The organism is Rhodococcus sp. WB9, from assembly GCF_007558985.1.
Taxonomy (GTDB): Bacteria; Actinomycetota; Actinomycetes; order Mycobacteriales; family Mycobacteriaceae; genus Rhodococcus_F; species Rhodococcus_F opacus.
The window spans coordinates 3682641-3705078 of the sequence record NZ_CP041769.1 but is presented as its reverse complement, the minus strand read 5'-3'; the positions used below and the strand labels follow the sequence as shown (position 1 = coordinate 3705078).

At 65.6% G+C, this 22438-nt stretch carries 18 protein-coding genes; 4 read left to right on the top strand and 14 right to left on the bottom strand.

Annotation, left to right across the window (positions count from 1 at the left end):
• Positions 1-320 precede the first annotated feature (320 nt).
• Positions 321-1211 (top strand): hypothetical protein, encoded by an 891-nt coding sequence (locus FND50_RS17140; protein ID WP_144286464.1) that lies wholly within the window; start codon positions 321-323, stop codon positions 1209-1211.
• A gap of 355 nt (positions 1212-1566) precedes the next feature.
• Here FND50_RS17140 and FND50_RS17130 read toward each other — a convergent pair whose 3' ends face one another.
• From FND50_RS17130 to FND50_RS17105, 6 genes are all read right to left on the bottom strand, one after another.
• Positions 1567-3630 (bottom strand): 3-hydroxyacyl-CoA dehydrogenase NAD-binding domain-containing protein, encoded by a 2064-nt coding sequence (locus FND50_RS17130; RefSeq protein ID WP_144286462.1) that lies wholly within the window; start codon positions 3628-3630, stop codon positions 1567-1569.
• Between the two features lie 17 nt (positions 3631-3647).
• A complete protein-coding gene (locus FND50_RS17125) occupies positions 3648-4790 on the bottom strand; it encodes an acyl-CoA dehydrogenase family protein (protein ID WP_144286461.1) in 1143 nt (380 codons plus the stop codon).
• A gap of 73 nt (positions 4791-4863) precedes the next feature.
• Complete coding sequence (locus FND50_RS17120; RefSeq protein ID WP_144286460.1) at positions 4864-6006, bottom strand: ABC transporter substrate-binding protein; 1143 nt, start codon at positions 6004-6006, stop codon at positions 4864-4866.
• Positions 6007-6037: 31 nt separating this feature from the next.
• Positions 6038-7813, bottom strand: a complete 1776-nt coding sequence (locus tag FND50_RS17115) for an iron ABC transporter permease (protein WP_260851006.1) — start codon at positions 7811-7813, stop codon at positions 6038-6040.
• Positions 7810-8940 (bottom strand): ABC transporter ATP-binding protein, encoded by a 1131-nt coding sequence (locus FND50_RS17110; protein WP_005568070.1) that lies wholly within the window; start codon positions 8938-8940, stop codon positions 7810-7812. The genes FND50_RS17115 and FND50_RS17110 overlap by 4 nt, the downstream gene beginning before the upstream one ends.
• Positions 8941-8983: 43 nt before the next feature.
• On the bottom strand, positions 8984-10372 hold the full coding sequence (locus FND50_RS17105; protein WP_144286459.1) for an MmgE/PrpD family protein: 1389 nt from the start codon (positions 10370-10372) through the stop codon (positions 8984-8986).
• Positions 10373-10599: 227 nt separating this feature from the next.
• Between FND50_RS17105 and FND50_RS17100 the strand changes: the two genes are divergently transcribed.
• The 3 genes from FND50_RS17100 to FND50_RS17090 all read left to right on the top strand — a co-directional run bounded on the left by FND50_RS17100 (position 10600) and on the right by FND50_RS17090 (position 12808).
• Positions 10600-11307, top strand: coding sequence for a GntR family transcriptional regulator (locus FND50_RS17100; protein ID WP_007297032.1), 708 nt, complete (start codon positions 10600-10602; stop codon positions 11305-11307).
• 33 nt (positions 11308-11340) lie between these two features.
• Positions 11341-12507, top strand: a complete 1167-nt coding sequence (locus tag FND50_RS17095; protein ID WP_144286458.1) for an MFS transporter — start codon at positions 11341-11343, stop codon at positions 12505-12507.
• A gap of 109 nt (positions 12508-12616) precedes the next feature.
• Complete coding sequence (locus FND50_RS17090; protein WP_144286457.1) at positions 12617-12808, top strand: hypothetical protein; 192 nt, start codon at positions 12617-12619, stop codon at positions 12806-12808.
• Between the two features lie 12 nt (positions 12809-12820).
• On the opposite strand, the gene FND50_RS17085 is transcribed toward FND50_RS17090, so the two are convergent.
• The 8 genes from FND50_RS17085 to FND50_RS17050 all read right to left on the bottom strand — a co-directional run bounded on the left by FND50_RS17085 (position 12821) and on the right by FND50_RS17050 (position 22418).
• Positions 12821-13948, bottom strand: a complete 1128-nt coding sequence (locus tag FND50_RS17085) for an acyl-CoA dehydrogenase family protein (protein WP_144286456.1) — start codon at positions 13946-13948, stop codon at positions 12821-12823.
• A gap of 94 nt (positions 13949-14042) precedes the next feature.
• Positions 14043-15887, bottom strand: a complete 1845-nt coding sequence (gene fadD11 / locus FND50_RS17080) for a fatty acid--CoA ligase FadD11 (protein ID WP_144286455.1) — start codon at positions 15885-15887, stop codon at positions 14043-14045.
• The gene (locus FND50_RS17075; RefSeq protein WP_065490757.1) at positions 15884-16855 is read right to left on the bottom strand and encodes an SDR family oxidoreductase; all 972 of its coding nucleotides are present in this window, start codon (positions 16853-16855) and stop codon (positions 15884-15886) included. Before FND50_RS17075 ends, fadD11 begins: the two co-directional genes overlap by 4 nt.
• A complete protein-coding gene (locus FND50_RS17070) occupies positions 16855-18339 on the bottom strand; it encodes an aldehyde dehydrogenase family protein (RefSeq protein WP_144286454.1) in 1485 nt (494 codons plus the stop codon). Before FND50_RS17070 ends, FND50_RS17075 begins: the two co-directional genes overlap by 1 nt.
• A complete protein-coding gene (locus tag FND50_RS17065; protein ID WP_007297038.1) occupies positions 18336-18848 on the bottom strand; it encodes an SRPBCC family protein in 513 nt (170 codons plus the stop codon). The genes FND50_RS17070 and FND50_RS17065 overlap by 4 nt, the downstream gene beginning before the upstream one ends.
• Positions 18845-19948 (bottom strand): PDR/VanB family oxidoreductase, encoded by a 1104-nt coding sequence (locus FND50_RS17060; protein WP_144286453.1) that lies wholly within the window; start codon positions 19946-19948, stop codon positions 18845-18847. The genes FND50_RS17065 and FND50_RS17060 overlap by 4 nt, the downstream gene beginning before the upstream one ends.
• Entirely contained in the window at positions 19945-20877 is a 933-nt protein-coding gene (locus tag FND50_RS17055; RefSeq protein ID WP_144286452.1) for a metal-dependent hydrolase, read from the bottom strand. The genes FND50_RS17060 and FND50_RS17055 overlap by 4 nt, the downstream gene beginning before the upstream one ends.
• Positions 20874-22418 carry an NAD(P)/FAD-dependent oxidoreductase gene (locus tag FND50_RS17050; RefSeq protein WP_144289084.1) on the bottom strand — a complete coding sequence of 515 codons (1545 nt, stop codon included), beginning with the start codon at positions 22416-22418 and terminating at the stop codon, positions 20874-20876. The genes FND50_RS17055 and FND50_RS17050 overlap by 4 nt, the downstream gene beginning before the upstream one ends.
• Positions 22419-22438: the final 20 nt, after the last annotated feature.

Here is a 22438-nt window from a genome sequence, read left to right as displayed (position 1 = left end):
GAGTTCGTTCGGCGTCCCTCGCGTAGGCGAGCAGCATCCGACGCCCGCGTGGGCCTGCCAACAAGGATTCTGCGGTAGTCATGTGCTGACCACCCTAGAGTCCCGAGCAGGCGCGGCGCCGAATACGTTGTCGCCCGGCTCCCGCCACCGCCGGCGCGTGGGTATGCCCGGGTAGGGCGTCTCGGACCAGTACGCTCACGCGGGTCGAAGAGCGATCCTTGACCGGCACCTCGTTGCCGACGATCGGTGCGTTGGCTCATCTCGACGCTCCATCCTCGGAAAGTCGGTGAGGACAGCACTACCTCGTGCAAGCTGACAATGTGACCGATCAGCACGAGAAGTGGCGTCCACCAACGCACCTGCCGGTGCTGGTGACGGATTCGTCGGTCGAGGACGGCGAGACACCACCACCGGAAGTCGGGGTGATCGGCGAGTTTCCTCTGCTGTTCCAAGAGTTCCCCACCGATCCGGCCGATCCGTGGATCGTCACGCTCCGCGCCTCGGGCGAACCTCTGCACGCGGGCAAACCCACACGCCAGCAACCCGGAACCGGTGAGCAGTGGCGGGATTGCGCTGTGCTGTTGCGTGGTGCCGGCTGGACGGCCACCTGGTACACCCGCCGTCCGGTACTCGGTCAGGTCGAAGTCACGGGGCGACTGATCGGTGACCTCGCGTACGCCACCACCGGACGGATCCGCGGTCGGATCATCGGCGTCCAGGTGGCCACCGACCGATACCACCGAGACGGCAATTGCGAGGTGGGCGTGCTGGTCGATCTGGACCTGACCTACGTCCCCACCGCCACCGCTGCACCCCAGTGTGGTCCCCGGCGCCGTGTCGCACACGGCACCGACCTGTGGCAGGTCGACCGCGAGCTGCCCCCTGGTCGTCCGTCTCGACTCCAACCGCCACGTCACCGAGTACACACTTCCGGGCAGATCTTCGACAACCCTCCGGCAGTCCGGACCCGGCGCGTGTGGGCGCATGCGCGAGGGTGCTGGGTCGGTGGCTGGGACGGGATCTACCACTGCAACCTGGACGGCACCGCGGCCGAGGTCAGCGATGCGCCGATCCGCGACGGCGCCACCCACGGCGAGGTCCTGCTCGCCGTGGCGGTGCCGAGCCGTATGCGGCCGAGCGGTTGCTGGTCCGACCGGATCAAGATCCGGTATCGAGCAGTGCCAGCGGGTGGGGCGACATCGAGTCGATGAACACCATCGACGACGGGTTTCTGCTGCTGTTCCGCCAGCGTGACCCCAGCACCGGCGCCCTGGGCGTGACCCGTCGGGTTCGGGTCGACCTGCACAGCATCGCGACCGTGGGGCCGCCGCTGAGCACAGCGGTGGACTCGTATCGGCCGTTTCTGGCCGGCACACCACCGACCATCTTCGACGGCACCAATGCCTACCGTGTGCTCGACGAGCTCACCGTCGTCGACGCCGCTGCGCTGCCCAACCGGGTGCTGGACGGCGGGCAGGTCGTGGACATGGTGTGGATCGTCGGGCATCCCCCCGGACGGCACCGGTCTCGGACGGTGGTGGCCGCTCACCGGGCGACGAGTCGTTCTCAGGAACGCAGCAGGTCGAGATCTCCCTTGGTGAAGCCGTGCCCGGTGCGGGCTGCCAGGGCGTCGAGTTCGTGTTCGAGGAAGCGGCGATCCTGTCGCCCGGCCCAGTGGGTGATCCCGCCCTCGTGGGTGGGGAATCCGTATCCGAGGGTGAGCATCAGGTCGATGTCCGAGGGCCGGTCGGCGATCTTGTCCGCGAGCAGCAGTGCCGCCTCGTTGGCCATCGTGACCAACGCGCGAGTGACGATGCCCTGAGAGGTGAACGCCGCTCGTGTGATGGCCTTGCGTTGCGAGGACTGCTCGATGAGGGCCTCGACCGTGCTGTCCGGGTGTGGGGTGCGCGATCCTGGCTCGTAGTGATACCAGCCGTCCCCGGTCTTCTGCCCGAATCGGCCCAGTTCACACAGCGCGTCCGCGACGTCCGGGTACCGTTCCCGGGGGTCGCGGGCACCCGCTTTGCTCTTGCGCATCCGCCAGGCGATGTCGAGACCCGACATGTCCGAGACCGCGAAGGGTCCCATGGCGAAACCGAATTCGGTGAGAGCCGCGTCGACCTGCTGTGGGAGTGCGCCCTCTTCGAGCATGAGTTCGCACTGTCGGCGGTAGGCGTTGTAGATCCGGTTGCCGATGAACCCGTCGCAGACACCGGCGAGGATCGGCATCTTCTCCAGTACCTTCGCGGCGGTCAGTGCCACATCCAGTGCTTCTGTCGAGGTCATCTCGCCGCGAACGATTTCGAGCACGGCGGCCCGGTGGGCGGGGCTGAAGAAGTGCATCCCCAGCACCCGGGTGGGTCTGGCAACCGCAGCGGCGATCTCGTTGACGTCGAGGTACGAGGTGTTGGTCGCCAGCGGCACGTGCGGGCGCAGGACGGCCTCGAGCTGGCGCAGGACCGTTTGCTTGACCTCCAGGTCCTCGTATACGGCCTCGATCACCAGATCGGTTTCCTCGAGGTCGCGGATCGTTGTCCCGGCAGTGAGCAGGGAAAGATGGTGCTGAGCATCGGATTCGGTGAGTCGACCGCGAGTGACCATGCCCTGATAGGTGCGCTGCAGCCGTTCGGCCGCCGCAGCCGCCGCCTGGCGCTGCTGATCGACGAGGACCACCGGGACACCGGCCTCGACGAAGGCGCGGGCGATGCCCGCACCCATCGTCCCGGCGCCGACGACGCCGACCGACTTCAGTTCTCGCGGCAGAGCGGGCCGGTTGGCTTTCAGGGCGGCCCGGCGGGCGAAGAACAGGTGCCGCAGCGCAGACGATTCGGTGCCGTTCCGCAGCCTGTTGAACTCCGCGCGCTCATGTTGAAAGGCCCGGTCCGCCGGCGCGGAGGCACCCATGAGGATCGCACCGACGGCGGCGACGGTCTGCGGCCGGGCCGCTCTGCGGAGCGCCCTGGTTGCCACCTGCTCGACCTCACCGGGATCGGCACCGCGAACGGGCAGATTCCGCAGGATGCGTTTGCCTCGCAGCGCACGGGCGAAGCGAATCGCCTCTGCGCGAAGGGAGCCCGTGACCACCTCGTCGATCAGTCCTTCGCGGTGAGCCTGCTCCACGGGCAGCCGCTCCCCCGAGGTGACCAGTTCGAGTGTGCGGGCCGGCCCGACCAGGCGCAGTGGCCGCTGGGTGCCGCCGGCGCCGGGGATCATGCCCAGCGTGATCTCGGGGAGCCCGACCACCCCACCGGCAAGTGCGATCCGGCCGTCGCATCCTAGCGCGAGTTCGAAGCCGCCCCCGAGTGTGGCGCCGGACAGCGCCGCGACGACCGGTTTGGCACTGGCCTCGATGGCGGCGATGACCGACGGCAGTTGCGGTTCGGGGACCGGGCCGCTGAACTCGCGCAGGTCGGATCCGGAGACGAAGTTGGCGCTCGCCCCGATCAGGACGATCGCGTCGACCTCGTCGTCGGCTTCGGCCACCTCGAGTCCGGACATCAGGCCCGCGCGTACCGCGGCGCTGCTGGCGTTGACCGGGGGGTTGTCGATGGTCAGAACCCCCACCCGGTCTTCGACGGTGTAGGTGACCGGGATGGTGCCGAGGGAAAGTGGGGACACCTGCTGTGTCATGGAGCGTGTCCTTCCGGTCATCGACGTTGGCTGAAGCGGCGGCCGAAGATCTCCTCGGCGATCCGGTTCTTCAGGATCTCTATGGAGCCGCCGGCGATCATCCAGCCGCGGGTCCGGCGCATGCAGTATTCGACCAGGGATTCGGTGCTGTAACCGAGTGCGCCCATGGCCTGCATGGCCTCGTTGGCGGCCTTGAAACCGGCTTCGTTGGCGGCCAGCTTCGCCACCGAGGTCTCATAGGCGGACGGCAGCCCGGCGGCGGCGTTCCGCACGGCCCGATCGAGGAGCAACTCGGCCGAGTCGAGGGCGACCGCGACCTCGGCGAACTTCCACTGCAATCCCTGGAATTCGTTGAGGGTGCGGCCGAACTGGGTGCGTTCGCTGACATGGTCGCGGGCGAGGTTGAACGCGAGACGGCCGAGAGCGAGAGCGCGGGAGGCGTTGCCGATGCGCTCGACGTTGAATCCGCTCATCTGCTTCTTGAATCCGCCCGGCCCGAGCAGGACGTTCCCCTTCGGCACCCAGCAGTCGTCGAAGTACAGCTGTGCCCACTGCTCACCGCTCATATACGTCGACGGATTCCCGAGGGTCAGCCCCTTCGCGCCGCGTTCGACGAGGATCGAGCCGATGTTGCCGGTCCCGGGTCCGAATCGGACGTAGACCAGAAAGAGGGTGGCATCGACGCTGTGGGTCCCCCAGATCTTGGTGCCGTTGATCCGGTACCCGTCGCCGTCCTCGGTGGCGCTGGTGGTCAACTCCGTCGCCGCCGACCCGGCCTCGGGCTCACTCATCCCGAGACCGATGAGGGTCCGGCCCGCGATCAGATCGGACAGGTACTTGGCCTTCTGCTCCGGTGTTCCGAACTCGGCGAAGGTGCGGATGGCACCGAAGTTGCCGGCCTGCAGAATGTCTGCGCTCTTCGGGCAGACCATCGCCACTTCCTGGATGACGGCGACCGCATCGGCCAGTCCGGCACCCTGGCCGCCGTCCTCGGCGGAAATGGTCAGCCCGAGCAGGCCCTGGGCGCCGAGGAGCTGGGCGATGTCCCAGGAGTAGTTCGGGTCGTGGGCGCGTGCGAGCGCCCCGTCGGCGAGATGTCGCTGGGCGAACGAACGCACCGAGTCGAGCAGGGCCTCACGTTCGGTCAGTACGGCGGTCATGATCACTCCTAAGTCAATACTCTATAGAGATAGTGGTAGGGATAACGGCGGAAAAATCGTGCGGACGGTCTTGTCAGCCCATGTAGTTGAAGGCCTTCTTCCACATCTCTTCGTCACGGACCGCATACTGCGCGAACTGCTCCTCGGTGAAGAGGTGAAACTGTGGCGAGTTCGCCTGCGGCAGCTGGTATTCACCGGCCTTGACCAGCCCGATGTCGGTGCGGGCCGGGACGAATCCCTGTGCGGCGGCGAAGCTCTGGCCCGATTTCGACATGGTCCAGTTCATGAAGACCTTCGCGGCCGGGCTTCGCACACCTTTGGCGGTCATCCCCATCAGGTTCTCCGATCCGGAGACACCCTTGTCCGGGATGACCAGCTTGATCGGGGCGCCCGCGAGCTGGGCGGCGAAGGCATTGTTGAAACTCAGTGAACCGATTGCGATCTCGCCGCGGGCGAGGGCGTCGACTTCGGTGGAGGTGGAGTCGAAGATGCGGGGGTTCTGCGCGCCCTGGGCGGTGAGGAAGTCTTCGCCGAGGGTCTCGATCTGGAAGTGCGCGAGGGCGTTCAAGGTGCCGCCGGTGGTCACCGACACGACGCCGAGCTTGCCGGAATAGCGCGGATCGGTCAGGTCCTCCCACTTGGTGGGCTGGTCGTCCTCGATCATCGCGGAGTTGTAGCCCATCGCGTTGACGAAGTAGTAGCAGTTCACGAAGGTGTCGCGGACACCGGTGTTCTGCTGGACCAGCAGGTCGTGGAACGGGGTCCGGTAGGGCACGAACACGTTCTGCTTCTCGAACTCGCGGGCGACCCGGGGGTCGGTGACGCGGATGATCTCGGCGGGCAGCTGGCCGGCTCCGTGTTCGGAGAGCGCGCGCTCGGCCAGTTTGTTGGTGGGCAGGCGGGTCAGTTCGATCTTGATGCCGGTTTCCTGCATGAAGCGGGCCGCGGTGAGGTCTTCGGCTTCCTTGCCGGTACCCGAGTACAAGATGACGGTGTCGTTCTTGGCGGCGTCGTAGAGCTGCTTGTCGGCGACGAGTTCGCCGTCGATGCGCAGGCCGTCGGAGGTGTCGACGGCGGACGGCGGGCGGAGTTCGCGCGCCTGGTCGTCTTTTCCGCCGTCGGGTGAGCCGCAGCTGGTGACGGTCAGGACGGTCGCGGCGGCCAGGGCGGCCGCGGTGAGCCACCGGCGCACACCGGGGCGTGTGGTGCTGCGCATGGCGTTCCTTTCGGTGTTCGAGGGGGTTCGCTCAGGCACCGCCGGCTCCGTTCTTGGCGCCGAATCGGCGGGGCAGGTAGCTGAGGATGAACATGATGGCGCAGTAGATCACGGCCATCGCCGACGCTTCCTGCAGTGCGCCGCCGTTCTCGAACTGGTCGTAGATGGCGATCGAGAGGATGCGGGTGTCGGTGGTGTAGAGGAACAGCGGCACGGTCAGCTCGCGCATGCTCAGCATGAGCAGGATCAGGAAGGTCGAGGACACCGCGACGCGCAGCAGGGGGATGGTGACATAGCCGATGGCGCGGGTGCGGCGGGCGCCGAGAAGCACGGCGCTGTCCTCGAGGTCGCGGTCGGTGGCCTGGATGGCGGCGGCGATGCCGCGGAAGCCTTGGGGCATCTGCACCGCGACGAAGCCGATGATCAGCACCCACAGGGTGCCGTAGACCGGGATGGGCATGACGAGCCAGGTCCACAGCAGCCCGATACCGAGCACGATCGCGGGGATTGCCAGGGGCACCATCGACAGCGCCTCGAGGAGGCCGCGTGCGTAGGAGCTGGTGCGGTAGACGGTGTAGCCGACCAGGAACGCGAGGATGGTGCCGCCGAGCGCGGCGAGCAAGGAGACGATCACACTGTTGGTCGCCGCGGTGGTGAACACCTCGGAGGTGAACACGTGCGCGAAGGAGGTGATGTCGAGGGCGCCGGGCTCGGTCAGGCTGGCGAAGGACTGCATGTACGGGGAGCTGCGGATCGCCGAGAGGAACAGGGCCAGCAGCGGCAACACGATCGCGAGCAGGAAGTACACCAGGGCCACAGCGACGACGGGTGTCTTGAATCGTCCCAGCGGCAGGGTGCGGGCCTTGACGCCCTTGCCCGAGACGGTCGTGTAGGAGCGCTTGGCCAGGATCCGCCGCTGCACCAGGGTGATGGTGACGACCGCGGCCACCAGCACGATGGCAATCACGGAGGCTTCGTTGCCGCGTGAGGGTGAGGTGTTCATCAGCCGGTAGATGAACGTCGGCAGGGTGTCGATCTGTCCGGGGGTGGCCAGGACCTGCGCGACCGGGAAGTTCTCCAGGATGAGGATGAACATCAGCAGGCCCGATCCCAGAATGGCAGGCAGGGCAAGGGGTGTGGTGACCGATCTGATGGTGTGCCAGGTGGATCCGCCGTGGACGCTGGAGGCGTCTTCGAGGTCGGGATTCATCAGGGACATCGAGCTGTGCATCAGCAGGAACGCGTAGGGCGCGTAGTACATCGCCATCACCATGACGACGCCGCCGATGGTGTACACGTTGACCGGGCTGCCCATACCGAGATCGCGGAAGGCGACGTTGATCAGGCCGGCGCCGGGGCTGCCGAGCAGCGACCAGGCCAGCGCGCCGACGTAGGACGGCAGGAACAGCGGCATGAGACCGATCAGAAAGATGAATCCCTTGCAGGGGACATTCGTCCGCGCGGTCACGAAGGCCAGGAATCCACCGATCGCCAAGGCCAGCAGAGTTGCCGAGAACGCAATGACGAGTGAGTTCAGCGTGGCGCCGATAACGCCCGCTTCGGTGAGAACCCGGATGTTCTGCAGGGTCAGATCGAGGCCGATGCTGCCTGGTCTCGGTACCTCTTTGCTGAATGCCGCGAGGAGGACGAACCCGGCGGGGACCAGCACCAGGAAGGCGACCACCGCGAGGAGCGGCAGGCTTGCCACCTTTCCTCGCCGGCCGATGCGACGGGCGCGTCGCCGCGTGGGTGCCGGCGGCCGGGGTGTCATCGGTGGTGCAGGCTCGAGCACGCTGGTCGTACTCATGCCGCCACCGCCTGCGGGATGTCGCTGACCGGTGCCTCGTTCGGGAGGACCTTCACCCGGTCCGAGTCGATGGAGATGGACACACGGGCGCCGGGTGCGAAGGTCCCGACGGCGGGCGGTGCGCAGATGGCGTCGAGTGGCAGGCCGCTGTCGGTGCGCACCTTGCAGCGGATGGATGCCCCCTGGAACACCGCAACTTCGACGGTGCCGCTGAGGTAGTTGGTGTCGGCGTCGTGACCCACCCGGTCGGTCGGTTGTTCGAGCGTCACCGTGATGTCCTCGGGCCGGATGCATACGCTGGCAGCAGTGCGGGGAACCGGGTAAGTGCTTCGCAGGGTGATGTCGTGGTCGGTCAGCTCCAGTGAGCGAGGTGTTGACGAGGGGGCAATGGGGAAGATGTTGGTCACGCCGAGGAAGCCGGCGATCGATGCGCTCACGGGAGATCCATAGATCTGCTCGGGGGTGCCGAGTTGGGTGATGCGGCCTTCCTGCATGATCGCGATCCGATCGGCCAGCGCGAGCGCCTCCTGCTGATCGTGTGTGACATACAGGCTGGTCAGGCCGCGTTCGGTTTGGATGCGGCGCAGTTCGACGCGCAGGTCGTCGCGCAGCCGTGCATCGAGGTTGGACAGGGGTTCGTCGAGCAGGAGCACGCTGGGCGACATTGCCATCGAGCGCGCCAGCGCGACTCGTTGCATCTGTCCGCCCGAAAGCATGCTGGCTCCGCGTTCGGCGAGGTGCGCCAGGCCGACGATCTCGAGGACCTCGAGGGCTTGGCGGCGGCGGTCTGCCCGGGCGATGCCCTTCATCTTCAGCGGGAACGAGACGTTTTCGAGGACCGTCTTGTGGGGCCAGACCGCGTATGACTGGAAGACCATGCCGACGTTGCGTTTGAACACCGGGACGACTTTTCCGCTGGCGCCGTCGAATACGGTGCGGTCTCCGATGGAAATCCTTCCACCGGTGGGTGATTCGAGTCCGGCGATGCACCGCATGGTGCTCGTCTTTCCGCACCCGGACTGGCCGAGCAGGACCACTGATTCGCCGTCCGGAATGGTCAGATCGAGTCTCTTGATCGCAACGAAGTCGCCGTAGGCGAGTTCGAGATCTTGTACTACAACCTCCATGAGAGGTCCCTTCCTAGTGGAGCTGGTGGGTGGGCCGTGGCGTTTATCGGGGGTCGGCGTTGCGGACCGCGGAGTCGAGGAAATCGAGGAACTCGAGGGAGTCGAAGTTCCACGACGACTCGATCAGGTTCTTGGTGCCGTCGGCGCCGATGACGGGTTCGACCAGAGCACGGGCCTTGCCTTCGAGGTCGCTGTCGGACAGCGGGTTCGACGGTTCGCCGTAGGGCTGTTCGACGCGGTGCTGGTATCGGGTGCCGTCGTTCATGACGACGGTGACATCGGCCGGGCGGCCGGACTTCGGGTATGCCGCGTCGGCGGCGTCGTCGAGGACGACCTGCACCTTGTTCATCAGTGCCTGTACCGCGATGTTCGACCGAGTGTCTTCGCTGAAGTCGGTCAGGGTCACCCCGCCGCGGAGCAACGCGACGGCGACGGTGAACGGAAGGCTCAACTGTGCTTGGAGGATGGTGTCGAGCTGTCGTCCTGCGTGCCGGGTGGCGATGGCGAACGTGCCGACGGTGACCGATGCGATGTCGGCCGGGTCGATGGTGTGGGTTTTGACCAGGTGAAGGGCGGCGTCGATTGCCCCGTGCAGGTGACGGCAGCACGGGTACGGCTTGACGTAGGTCCCGAGCAGCACCCACTCCTCCCCCAGGCCGCCCAGGAGGATCCCAGGGTCCCAATCGGTGCCCTCGACACCCGCGTAGGCGGCGAAGTATCCGTCTTTGCCTTCGAGGATCGTGGTCGGGCCCGTCAACCCTGCCTGTGCGAGATCTGCGCTGGTGATGCCGTCACGGGCAGCCTTGCCGGGATGGAATCGTTTGATCTCCGCCGACTGGCCGAGGAATTCGAACAATCCGCTCGCATGTGAGCCGGCGATACCGAGGGTGTTCGCCACTCCGGTGACGTCGAGTTCCAGAAGTACCGCAACTGCGGCCGCGGCCCCGAAGACACCCGCAATGGCGGTGTTGTGGAAATGCCGGTTCCGGGTGGCCGGGTGACCGGCGGCAGCGATCCGGCAGGACAGTTCCATCCCGATGGCCGCCGCGGTCAGCACACGATCCCCGCTGATCCCCTTCTCCTGGGCGACCGCGAACACCGCCGGGAAGATCACCGAGGTGGGATGCATGCTGCCGGGTGTGTACCCCTCATCGGTCTCGGTGCCATGCCCGTTGGTGCCGTTGATCAGGGCCGCGCCCAACGCGGAGCTCCGGCCGTGACCGATGGCGGTCGCCGTGGTGCCGGGGTACATGCGGTGCACGTGTTCGCCGACTGCCCCGGACACCGCACCCGGCGAACTGGCAACGACACCGGCAAGGTGATCGAGCAGCAGCCGCCTGACGTGGTGATCCATCCTTTCGGGCAGCGGGCGTTGCTGCTGGTCGACGATCCACTCGGCAATGTTCCAGGTCAGGCGATCAGAGGAGGTCATGGGGTCTCCATCAGTAGTTCCGGGCCGCGATCCGAGAAGCCCCGTGGAGGCTCCGATCACATCGGCGTGTCTGCGTGACACAAGTTACATACTCTATAGAGTGTTGTCTACTATCGATAGAAAAGCCACCTGAGTGGGCGCATTCCGGTTCGGGCTGATAGACACTATGTAGTACAGAAAATAGAGTGGCGGTTTCGCTGCTCGGTTTGCTCCCGGAAGGAGCCGTCATGACGTCGAGTGACATGGGAGCCGCTCCTCCGGTGAGCCGGACGGAATACGTCGCCGAGCGACTGAAGCAGGACGTCGCATCCGGCGCGATCAAACCGGGCGAACTGATCAAGCAGACCGTACTGGCCAAGCGGTACGGGGTCAGCGCCACACCCGTTCGGGAGGCGATGCGACTACTCGCGGCCGACGGGGTTCTGAGCTATTCCCCACACAAGGGCGCCTCCGTACGGGAGATGACCCCGGACACCGCCCGCGACCTGTACCGGCTGCGGGCCGCCGCCGAACGTGAGGCCACCGTGATGGCGGTCGAACGGATGACACCGGCAGGGCTCGAGACGATCAGGGAAAAGCACGCCGCCCTCGACCGGGCGCAACGCGACGGCGCAGCAACCGCGGCCGACCTGTCCCTGATGAACCGGGCCTTCCACTTCGCCATCTACAGCCAGACCTCTCCCCTGGTCGTCCAGCACATCGAACTGCTGTGGTCGAGACTGACACCCAGCACCACTGTGTGGCGACACCCACCCGACGCCCACGAACTGGAAAAGGATCACGACCAGATCCTCGAGGCCATCGTGCGGAAAGACGCCCAGGCCGCTGGTGACTTCATGGCACAGCACATCCAGCGCGCCTACAAGATTCGGGAGAGCCAACCCGAACTGCGCGCGGCCGGATCGGACGAGCGCGAAGACTTCGGGAATGTCTGAGTTCGTCAAGCGCCGAATCTCTTCTACTCACTCGTGAAGTCCTGGTTCGTCTCCCTCTGCCTCGTCACCGCACTCCTACAGGCCGTATACGCGGCAGTGCGCGTGATGATCTCGTACCGAGCCCTCGAGCTCGGCGGTAACGGCGCGACCGTGGGGATCCTGACCGCGTTGTATTCGCTCGTCCCGCTCGTCGCAGCGATCCCCATCGGCCGGGCCGTGGACGGCAGGCACGCGGCCGCGGTACTGCGACTCGGCGCAGCGCTTTCCGGCGTCGCGGTCGTCGTGATCATCACCAGCACTGACCTGGTCGTGCTCGCCGCCGGCAGCATCCTGCTCGGATTCGGCCACATCCTGACCCTGGTATCCGGCCAGGGATACGTACCGCTCATGTCCTCACCCGATCAATACGACCGCAGATTCGGCGGCCTGACCGTCTGGATCTCCGTGGGACAATCCATCGGGATTCCGGTGGCCGGTATCATCGCATCCCGCAGCCACGAAGGACACGTCGAAACCAACGGCGCGCTACTCGCGATGCTGGTGCTCGCGGCACTCGCAGCCACCGCGAGCCTGTCACCGCACCTTCGGACACCCAAGACCGCGACACCGCAAAAATCCGCAGCTCCCGTACGCCAGTCGACGATGGCGATGCTGTCCACCTCCGGCATGCGCCCCGCCGTCTTCAGCAGCCTGATCGTGCTGACCTCGATGGACCTGACCACCGCCTACCTGCCGGTCCTCGGGGAGCAGTACGGATTTTCCGTACTGACGGTCACCGCGATCCTGACAGCCCGCTCGATCGCCGCGATCGTTTCTCGTGTGTTCTTGACCAGACTTCTGCAATTGGCACCGCGCCGGTGGCTCCTGATCTCCGGCACATTGTGCTCGGCACTGCCAGTCGCCCTGATACCGGCTGTGCCTCAACCGATCATCGTCGGCATCCTCATGGCAGTTGCCGGCTTCTTCTGGGGCCTCGCACAGCCGCTCACCATGACCTGGGTTGCGGGACTGGTACCTCCCTCGAACCGTGCGTCGGCGCTCTCACTTCGCCTGACCGGCAATCGGCTCGGACAAGTCTTCATCCCACTCACCGCAGGCGCAATCGCAGGCTCCACCGGGACCGACGCCGTCTTCGTGCTGACCGGTGGGCTCCTCGCCGGCGCAGCATTCTCGACATGGAGGGCTCTCACCCGCGAATAGCCACCGCCGGCAGCGGTAACGGCCCCGCTGATCCGGTATCGCATACCGTTCGATCCACATCTCCGCTGCGCACGGCACCTTCGACGCAGAGGGGTTCCCATGGACCCAGATGTTCGCGGCGCGCTGTGCCGCCACCGACCGGTCACGTCGGGCGGACGACGTCGCGGAAGTCCTCACACTCCTCGGCGATCCCACAGTCACGATCGAGCCCGTCGTCGCCCCCGCCGGGGTGGGAAAGACCGCCGTCGCCGCCGCCGTGCCCCAGGAACTGGTGGCATCGGCCACTACGCGAAGATGCTGAGCGGACTGCTTGCTACAGCGCTCTCGAGATCAATTCCTTCATGACCTCGTTGGATCCGGCGTAGATGCGCTGGATGCGGGCGTCGGCGTACATCTGGGCGATGGGGTATTCGAGGATGTAGCCGTATCCTCCGAACAGTTGTAGACAGCGGTCGATCACGGCGCATTGTTGATCGGTCAACCAGTACTTCGCCATCGCGGCGGTGGTGACGTCGAGTTCGCCGCGAAGGTGTTTGCCGATGCAGTCGTCGATAAAGGTGCGCGATACCCTTGCGAGGGAAGCGCATTCGGCAAGTTCGAAGCGCGTGTTCTGGAGATCGAACAGTGTCTTCCCGAACATTGTCCGCGATTTGGTGTACTCGATGGTGAGGGCTACCGCGCGTTCGATCGCGGCGACGGCAGCGACGCCGCAGATCAATCTTTCCTGTGGTAGTTGCTGCATCAGCTGGACGAATCCGGCACCCTCGCGTGCTCCGAGCAGGTTGTCCACGGGGACGCGAAGACCGTCGAAGAACAGTTCAGTGGTGTCCTGCCCCTTCTGGCCCAGCTTGTCGAAGATCTGTCCGCGCGAGAATCCGGGAGTGTCGTCGTTCACCTCGGCGACGATGAGAGACACCCCCTTCGCCCCGAGCGTGGCATCGGTCTTGGCCGCGATGATGACGAGGTCACAGTTGCGACCGTTCGAGATGAAGGTCTTGGCGCCGGTGATGACATAGTCGCCCCCGTCGCGCACGGCCTTGGTAGTGATGTTTTGCAGATCTGAGCCGGTTCCCGGTTCGGTCATGGCGATGGCACCGACCCATTCACCGCTTGTGAGCTTGGGAAGCCATCGCGACTTCTGCTCGTGGCTTCCGTACGCGTTCAGGTAGTGCGGAACGATTCCCGAGTGCACACCGAGTTGCAACGAGTGGTCACCTGCCATCACCTGTTCGTGAAAGAGCACGGCGTCGTGGGCGAAAGTTCCTCCCCCTCCACCGAACTCCGTAGGAATCGACATACCCGACAAGCCCAGCTCACCCAGGGTGCCGTAGACCTCCTTGTCCGGAAAGCCCTGTTCGGTGAACCGGCGTTGGTGGGGGGTGACCTCTTTGGCGAAGAAGTTGCGTGCGAGTTCGGCAACCGCGTCGAGCTCGTCGTCCATCCATGGGGATGCGCCGCTTTCCGTAGTGACAGTGGAAGAAGTCAAGGGTTCGTCTCCAAAGTTGTTGCGATTAAGTCACGATGGGTTAGCGATGTCAGGTCCCGACCGGGACCTCCGACGTCCGGTCGGCGGCGGGCTCATACACACCTTGGGCGAGGAGTTCGCGGTAGAGCAGCTCGATCTCCGATGCATACTTCTCGGCAATCGGTTTACGGCGCAGCTTCATCGTCAGGGTGAGTTCGTCACCGCCCGGCTCCCAGAAGGTGGGGAGGATCAGGAAGCGTTTGATCTGCTCCACGCGAGAGAGGCCGGTGTTGGCCATCGCGACCGCGGCGGCGATCATCGTGATCATGTCGCGGTCCGCTGCCAGGGAAGCGGCATCGACCCGGATGTCCTTCGCCGCGGCGAAACTAGCCGCGGCCTCGGGGTCGAGCGAGATCAGGGCCGTGTTGTACGGCCGCGCATCTCCGATAGTGGCCACGCCGCCAATGAGCGAGGAGGTGGCCTTGATTGCGTTCTCGATGGTGGCTGGGGACATATTCTTCCCCGAGGAGTTGATGATCAGTTCCTTCTTCCGATCGACGACGGTGAGGTATCCGTCCCGGTCGATGGACACCACGTCACCGGTGGCCAGCCATCCGTCGGCGTCGACGGCGTCGGCAGTCTTGGCAGGCTCGCCCCGGTAACCCTTCATGACGAGGGGACCACGAACGAAAAGCTCACCGTCGTTCGCGACCCGCATGTCCATGCCGGGCACGATCTTGCCGACCGTTCCCAGTTTGGCGGGATCGGCCGGGGCCGCACTGGCGATGCAGGTCAGTTCCGACATCCCCCAGATCTCGGAGATCTGCAGCCCGAGCCCCGCGAAGAACGCCAGCGTGTCGGCGGGTATCGGTGCCGCTCCTGACACGGCCCATCGGAGCTTGTCGAATCCGAGTTCGGCGCGCATCGGCGCCAACACCACCGATTCTGCCTTGACGAACTCGTGTTCCAATTCTTCCGGTACGGGGAGACCTACCCGGAGCAACTCGATCCGGCGCGCGCCGACCTCGAGGCCCCACTGCAACGCGCGCCGTCGTGCGTCGTCCGGCTCGTTCGCCACCGCCCGTTCGACCGCGATTTTCAGCTTCTCCCAGACCCGCGGTACCGCGCCCCAGATGGTCGGCCGGCAGTCGGGAAGTGCGGCAGCGATCTGCCGTACGTCCGCGACCACGGTGACTTGCGTTCCGAACACCATCTGGAAGTACAGAGCCGTCATCCGATCGGCGACGTGTGCCGACGGCATGAAGGAGGTGATGCGGTCCCCGAACTCGATCGGGAGGATCCAGCACACCGCGCCGGCCTCGAACAGCAATGCGGCATGAGTCGACTCCACCCCTTTCGGGTTGCCGGTAGTGCCGGAGGTGTAGATCAGGGTTGCAACATCGTCGGGCCGCACCGAGCGCCACGCGGCGTCGAAGTCGAACTCCGGTGAGCCGAGAGCCTTCATCTCGTCCAAGGTGAGTGTCCCGGCCGGGGCAATTCCTGCCTCCGCATCGATGACGACGATCTGCTCCAGCAGTGCGCCGGATTTCCTGATTCGCTCCACGTACTGGGCCTCGCACACCACGACCTTGGCTTCGGCGTTGCCGAGAACGTATGCGATGGCAGATGGAGGAAGCGTGTTGTAGATCGAGAACGACGTCGCCCCGACATGTAGCGCTCCGACGTCGACGGGGTAGAAGTCCACGCGATTGGCCATCATCAAGGCGACGGTGTCGCCGCGGCGGACTCCGAGTGCGGCGAATCCGGCCGCCACTTCCCGGACCTGGCTCGAGTATTGCCGCCAGGTCAACGTCTGTGAATCGCCGACCGTTCGCAGTGCGATGGCGTCCGGGTCGATGGCGGCGGTGCGTTGAAATGCTGCGCACAGGGTGTGGGGCGCTTCATCGATGGTCATGGCGTTCTCCTCGGTTCAGGACCGGCTGCTGTGGATCCACTCGGATATGTGGTGACGGGGCGTTCTTCGAGCTCGCGGATCAGTTGGTGGCATTCGGCATCGGCCGCCAGGTAGCCGTCGGCGAGCACGTTCACCAGTCCTCGTCCCAGTGCCCACGGTTGCCATGCCGCCGGAGCGAGGGTGCGTCCGGCGCGGCGAGCGATGGCATCCGCGATCACAGTCGCGGCGTCCTCCGGACTGATGCGGCGGCGCAGCGGACGAGGAAGACGCGCATCGAGCCTTCTGCCGATCTCGTCGTCGTCCAGCGTTGCCCGAGCCAGTTGTGTGTCGACCATCCCGAAGTACGCGACACCCGCGGAGGCGCCGTAGCCGGCGAGTTCGAGACGGAGTGCCCGGCCGAGTTGTTCGACGGCGGCCTTGCTGATCATGTAGGACGCACCACCGAGACCGGGTGCGAAGGCCGCCGCAGACGACACCACCACGATGTGGCCGCGTCGCGTAATCACTTCGTCGATCGCAGGGTGGACGGTGTTGAAGACGCCTGTGAGGTTGATGTCGATCACGCGGTCGAAGCCCGCCGGATCTATCTGGCGGAGGGTGGACGGGGGCGGGGTCACTCCGGCGTTCGCGATCACCACATCGAGCCGCCCATACCGCTCGATCACCCGGTGTACGGCTGCATCCATGCCGCGACGGTCGCGGACGTCGGCGACCAGGGTGAGGACCCGCCGTCGTCCGAGCGCGAATTCGGCTGCCGTCAGCGCGGATTGGTTGACATCGATCAGCGCGACGGTCGCGCCGCGGGCATGCAGTGCTCGCGCCGATGCCAGACCGATACCGTCGCCGCCGCCGGTAATCAGGACCACCTTGCCGGCAACGTTGTACTCGGCGCCTCGACCGGGAAGTGGGAGTCCCAGGTCTCTCAGGGTGCGAGCGATCGTCGATCGGGTTCTGAACGTGGCCATCATCAATGCCTTCCGTGGAGCAGTCTGACGAGAACGCGCACCAGAGTGTCGATCCGCGGTGTGCGCCGAAACGTGGTGAGCGGAAGAATCGACGGGAATCGCTGCCTCGTCATCGCACGGGGAAACGTGAACTCCCTCAACCCGTCAGCGCCGTGGACCCGGCCGAATCCGGAATCACCGACACCACCGAGCGGCAGGCTGGGGACGGCGGCGTACATGACGTACGAATTGACCGACACTGCACCGGTGCGGATTCTCGTCGCGATCTCCTCGCCGCGTCGGCGGGAGAAGATGCTCAGCCCCAATCCGTATCGGCTCGCATTGGTTCGGTCGACCGCGTCGTCCATATCCCGCACCCTGGTCACGGTCATGGTCGGCCCGAATGTCTCCTCGGTGACCGCGACACTGTCCTCCGGCACGTCCACCAGAATGGTCGGCTGCACGAGGTTGCCCTCGATGGCGTCCGGCCCTCCGAGTACGGCGCGGCCACCCCTCCCGGTCGCGTCGTCGATGTGGCGACGGATGACGTCGATGTGTGTGGGCATGGTGATGGGACCGATCTGGGCGTTCCCGCCGGAACCGGCCCGGATCGTGCGTGCACGAGTGACCATCCGATCGACGAACGCGTCGAATACCTCTTCGTGCACGTACACCCGCTCCACCCCGAGGCAGGTCTGACCGGCGTTGGAGAACCCACCCCACACGGCCGCGTCGGCCGCCGCGTCGAGGTCGCCGTCAGCATCGACGATCAAGGCGTCCTTTCCGCCGCACTCCATCAGAACCGGGGTGAGTGTCTCCGCGCACGCGGTCATCACCTTCTTTCCCGTGGCGGTGGAACCGGTGAACCCGATCTTGTCCACGCCCGATCGGCAGAGCGCGGCTCCCGTGGAGCCGTCACCCGTGACCACCTGTAGAACCGGGTGTTCCGGCACGACCTCGGACAATGCCTGGGCCAACCACACACCGACGCCCGGGGTGTACTCGCCGGGCTTGTAGACAACGGTGTTCCCGGCTGCGAGCGCGAAAGACAAAGAACCAAGCGGGGTGAAAATCGGGTAGTTCCACGGTCCGATCACCCCCACGACTCCGACGGGGAGATATTCGACGCTCGCCGATTGGTTGGCGGTGAGCAGGCTGGAGCGGACCGGGCGCCGACCCAGTACGCGGGCGGCGTTCTTGGCCGCCCACGCCAGGTGTTCCGAGGCCATCGCAATTTCGAGCATCGCGTCTGCGCGCGGCTTTCCCATCTCGAGGTGGGTGAGCTCCGCGAGTTCCGGTGCCCGACGGGCGATGATGCCCCGCCACGCGTCGAGTCGCCGGGCCCGTTCGTCGAATCCCAGCGACCCCCACCAGCCGGCGACCTCGCGCGCTCGGCGCACCGCGTCGTCGATGTCGTCGGCCGACCCGCGTGGGTGGGTTCCGACCACCCGCCCGGTCGCCGGACTGATCACATCGAACATGTCGGCCGCAGCCGAGGTGGTGATCATCGGCGGGTTCCCTTCGGTTCGTCGAGCGTCTTGTCGGCGAGCGCGCGCGCCCATCCCCGTGTCACCCGACGGAGGATTGGCAGGGACAGTACGAGGAATGGGGCGAACCCGGGCGTGGTGTCCATCGCAAAGGTCCAGGTGAGCCGGGTTCCGTCGGACGTCGGTTCCAGGGTGATGTCCTCGGCGAACCGGCGGAATCCGGGTCTGCTGGCGGACTCGGCGGTGAAGGTCATCCGTCTGCCCTCGTCCCAGCGGTAGAAGCGTTCCCTCAGCGCCGCGGCGCCGTGACCGAGCGTCACGGTTCTGGTGGTACCGACACCGAAGGGCCGGGACGACGTCCACTCGCTTGCCGTGATCAGCCGCGCCCACGACACCAGTGCGTCGTGTGCGGTCAACACACTCCACACGTGGTCGGTGTCCGTCGACACGTTCACGATGTGCACGAGCCGGAATCGGGCGGTCTGCAGGAACTCGTCGTCGGTGGCGGCGAGTGGGTACCAGCGCGTCACAGGTCGATCACCAGCGATCCACCGGCCGAGCGGGACAGACAGACCAGCATCGAATTCTCCCGTTCGTTGTGCGTCAGGATCTTGTCGCGGTGATCGACCTCGCCGGCCAGGACGCGCACGCGGCAGGTGCCGCAAAAGCCCTGCCGGCACGAGTAGGCGACACCCGGGACCTCCCGGCGGATCGCCGCGAGCGCGGTCTCGTCCGGCCCGACCGACACAGTCGTCCCTCGGCGGGCGAGTCGTATCTCGAACTCACGGCCATCGACCACCGGAAGTGGTGAGAAGCGTTCGGTGTGAAGCGATCCGGTCGGGTCGATCTCGGACATCAGCCGACGCGCGGTGGTCATCAACGGTGTCGGGCCGCACATGTAGACGGCGGCACCAGGGGAAGCCGTGGCGACGATGCCGGCGACATCAGGAGGACCGAATTCGTCGTCCGGCCGGATCTCGACCTTGCCACGGGGGTACCGGGCGAGTTCGTCGAGGAACGGCATGGTTTCTCGGGAGCGTCCGAGATAGACCAACCTCCATGGCAACTCACGGTCGTGGCATCTCTTCACCATCGGCAGGATCGGAGTGATTCCGATTCCGCCCGCGACGAACAGATACGATTCCGCGGCGACCAGTGGGAAGGCATTGCGAGGCCCCCGCACGGTGATCGGGGTCCCGGTCCGCACGGAGTCGTGGACCTCCCGCGAACCACCCAGGCCGGTGTCGATCCGACGCACCGCGATGCGGTAGGACGACAGATCGTCGGGGTCGCCGCACAGTGAGTACTGCCGTTGCTTTCCCGACGGGAGGATCAGGTCGAGGTGCGCGCCTGGGATCCAGGACGGGAGGTCGCGCCCGTCCGGCGACACCACTGTCAGGCTGACGACATCAGCCGCCTCGGTCCGCACCTCCGCAACAATCAGATTCATATCGAAGCCCCAGTGACGCACGGGCTTCGGCCTCGACAGCCACGGAGCAGCGCGACTGGCGGTGAACACGTGCCGGTACGCGACCGTCGCCCGTGCGGCCAGCCGGAGAACCCTGGAGGGTTCGAAGTCGGGCGTATCGGAGTCCGAGCCTGCGGAACTGTCCGACGTCGTCATTGTCATGAGTGGCCTTCTCGGTAGGAACGGTTGGCGGCAGGCGACTGTGCGAGGTAGCGCATCGCCACATCCATGTCACCGATCTGCGAGGGATGGAAGCTGGGACGGAGGTACGGCGGGATTTCCGTGATCAGGAATTTGATGTTGGGCACGAGCCCCCGCCTGGTTGCACGGATCAATTGCAGTGGCCAGAAGTGCCCCTTGTCCGCCGACGGATCGGTGCGGAAGAGGTAGTTCATCGATGTCAGGAACAGCAGGATGAGGGTGAGGCTGGCGATCAGTGCCGTTCGTACGCGGCGGGCATAGCTGCCGTCGACGTACATGTAGGCGTCGAAGGCGACGTTGCGGTGCTCGACCTCCTCGGCGCCGTGCCACCGGACCATGTCGAGCATCATCGGGTGCATGCCCGCCTTCTCCAGTGCGGGGTCCGTCAGCAGCCACTCCCCCACCACGGCGGTGTAGTGCTCCATGGCGGCGAACAAACCCAGCCGCTCACACAGCCACGCCCGTTTCGCACGGCCGGACAGCCCTCGATCTCCCAGAATCCGGTCTACGAGCCAGTCCATCTTCTTCGACATCGGTTCGATGTCCATGCCCAGTTCCGCGAGGTGTTCACGGGCCCCCTTGTGCGACGCGGCGTGAGTCGCCTCCTGGCCGACGAACCCGACGACCTCCTCGTGGAGCCGCTCGTCCTCGATCAGTGGCAGCGCCTCGGCCAACGTCGCGGACATCGCGCGCTCGCCTTCGGGAAGTACCAAGTGCATGAAGTTGATGACATGCGTGGCCATCGGCTCGCCGGGAACATAGTGCAACGGCACTCCGTCCCAGGAGAACTCGACGTCACGAGCGGTGATCGCGTGCGCTTCGTCCGCGTATCGCCGCGCACCGACCGGATCGACCACAGGGTTTCGGCCTATTCGGGGAAACGACATCATCCTGCTGTCCTCACTGTCGATTGTGCCGAGGCTCCGACCCCGCTGAGGATGTATTGGTCGAGGTCCGCCCGCCGGGTCCGCGCGCGGAAGCGGCGGTTGAACCCCGGGTAGAAGGTGAAGTTGCGGCCCCCGCCGCTGAGGTAATAGCTGGTGCACCCACCGGTGTTCCACACCGAGGTCTGTAGCCTCTTGTCGACCTCGTCGACGAATGCCTGCTGAACCTCGGGGCGGACGTCGATACTCGCCGCCCCCTGCGCGTTCATTTCCTGCAGGCAACTGAGGATGTACGCAATCTGAGCTTCGATGGTCACCACCTGCGAGGTGTAGACGACGGAATTGGGGCCGAGCAACATGAAGAAGTTGGGGAATCCACTGATTGTGGTGCCGAGATAGGCTCGGGCATTGCCGTTCCACGCCTCGGCCAGGGTACGACCGTCGCGCCCTCGCACCACATCGAACGCGGGATTGTCGGTCAGCCGGAAGCCCGTTCCCATCACGATCGTGTCGACCTCGTGGAGAGCGCCGTCCTCGGTGACGATCCCGTTCGATCGCACTTCACGAATTCCGTCGGTGACCACGTCCACATTCGGCTGCGCGAGCGCCGGATAGAAGGAGTTGGAAAACGTCGGTCGTTTACAACCGAACGCATAGGTGGGCGTGAGTTTTGTCCGCAGCTCCGCGTTGCGGACCTGGCGGCGCAGGTGGGCGCGGCCGACCGCCGCCAGCCCTTTCAGCAGCGCCGGCTTGTACACGAAACCCGGAACCATCGCCTCTTGGACCAGATCGAGACCGGCCCGCGCCAGCCGCTGGGCAACAGGTACCCGCGCGAACAATCTTTGTGGCCATCCGGTCATCGGTTGGTCGGGGTGCGGAAGTATCCACGTCGGGGTCCGCTGGAACACCGTCATCGAACCTACGCTCGGCTGGATTCGGGGGATGATCTGCACCGCAGAGGCACCCGTTCCGATCACCGCGACCCTTTCCCCGGCGAGATCGTGCTCGTGGTCCCAGGCGGCGGAGTGAAAGACAGCGCCCTGGAAGCTCGCCAGCCCGGGAAGGTTCGGTACCGCCGGTTCACTGAACGGGCCCATCGCCCCGACCAGAATCCGCGCCTCCCAGTTTCCATGACTGGTGGTCACGTGCCACACCTGCGAGTCGTCGTCCCAGGTCGCGTCTTGCACGTCATGACCCATCCGCAGGTGCGGCACGATGCCGAAGTTCTCAGCGCAGGCGCGCAGATAGTCGTGAATCTCCTGCTGCAGCGGGTAGAGCCTGGTCCAGTTCGGGTTGGGAGCAAAAGAGAACGAATAGAGGATCGAGGGGATGTCGCATTGCGCTCCCGGGTAGGTATTGACCCGCCACGTTCCGCCGATGTCCTCCGCACGGTCGAGCACGACGAAGTCGTCGATGCCGGCTTGTTTCAGTCTGATCGCAGTTCCCAGCCCACCGAATCCCGCGCCGACGATGAGTACGTCGACCCTTTCGGGTGCCTGATCGACGTTGTAGACCGGAAGCTCCACCGGTATTGCAGACCTGACCATTCGGGCGCCCTCCTCGTTGA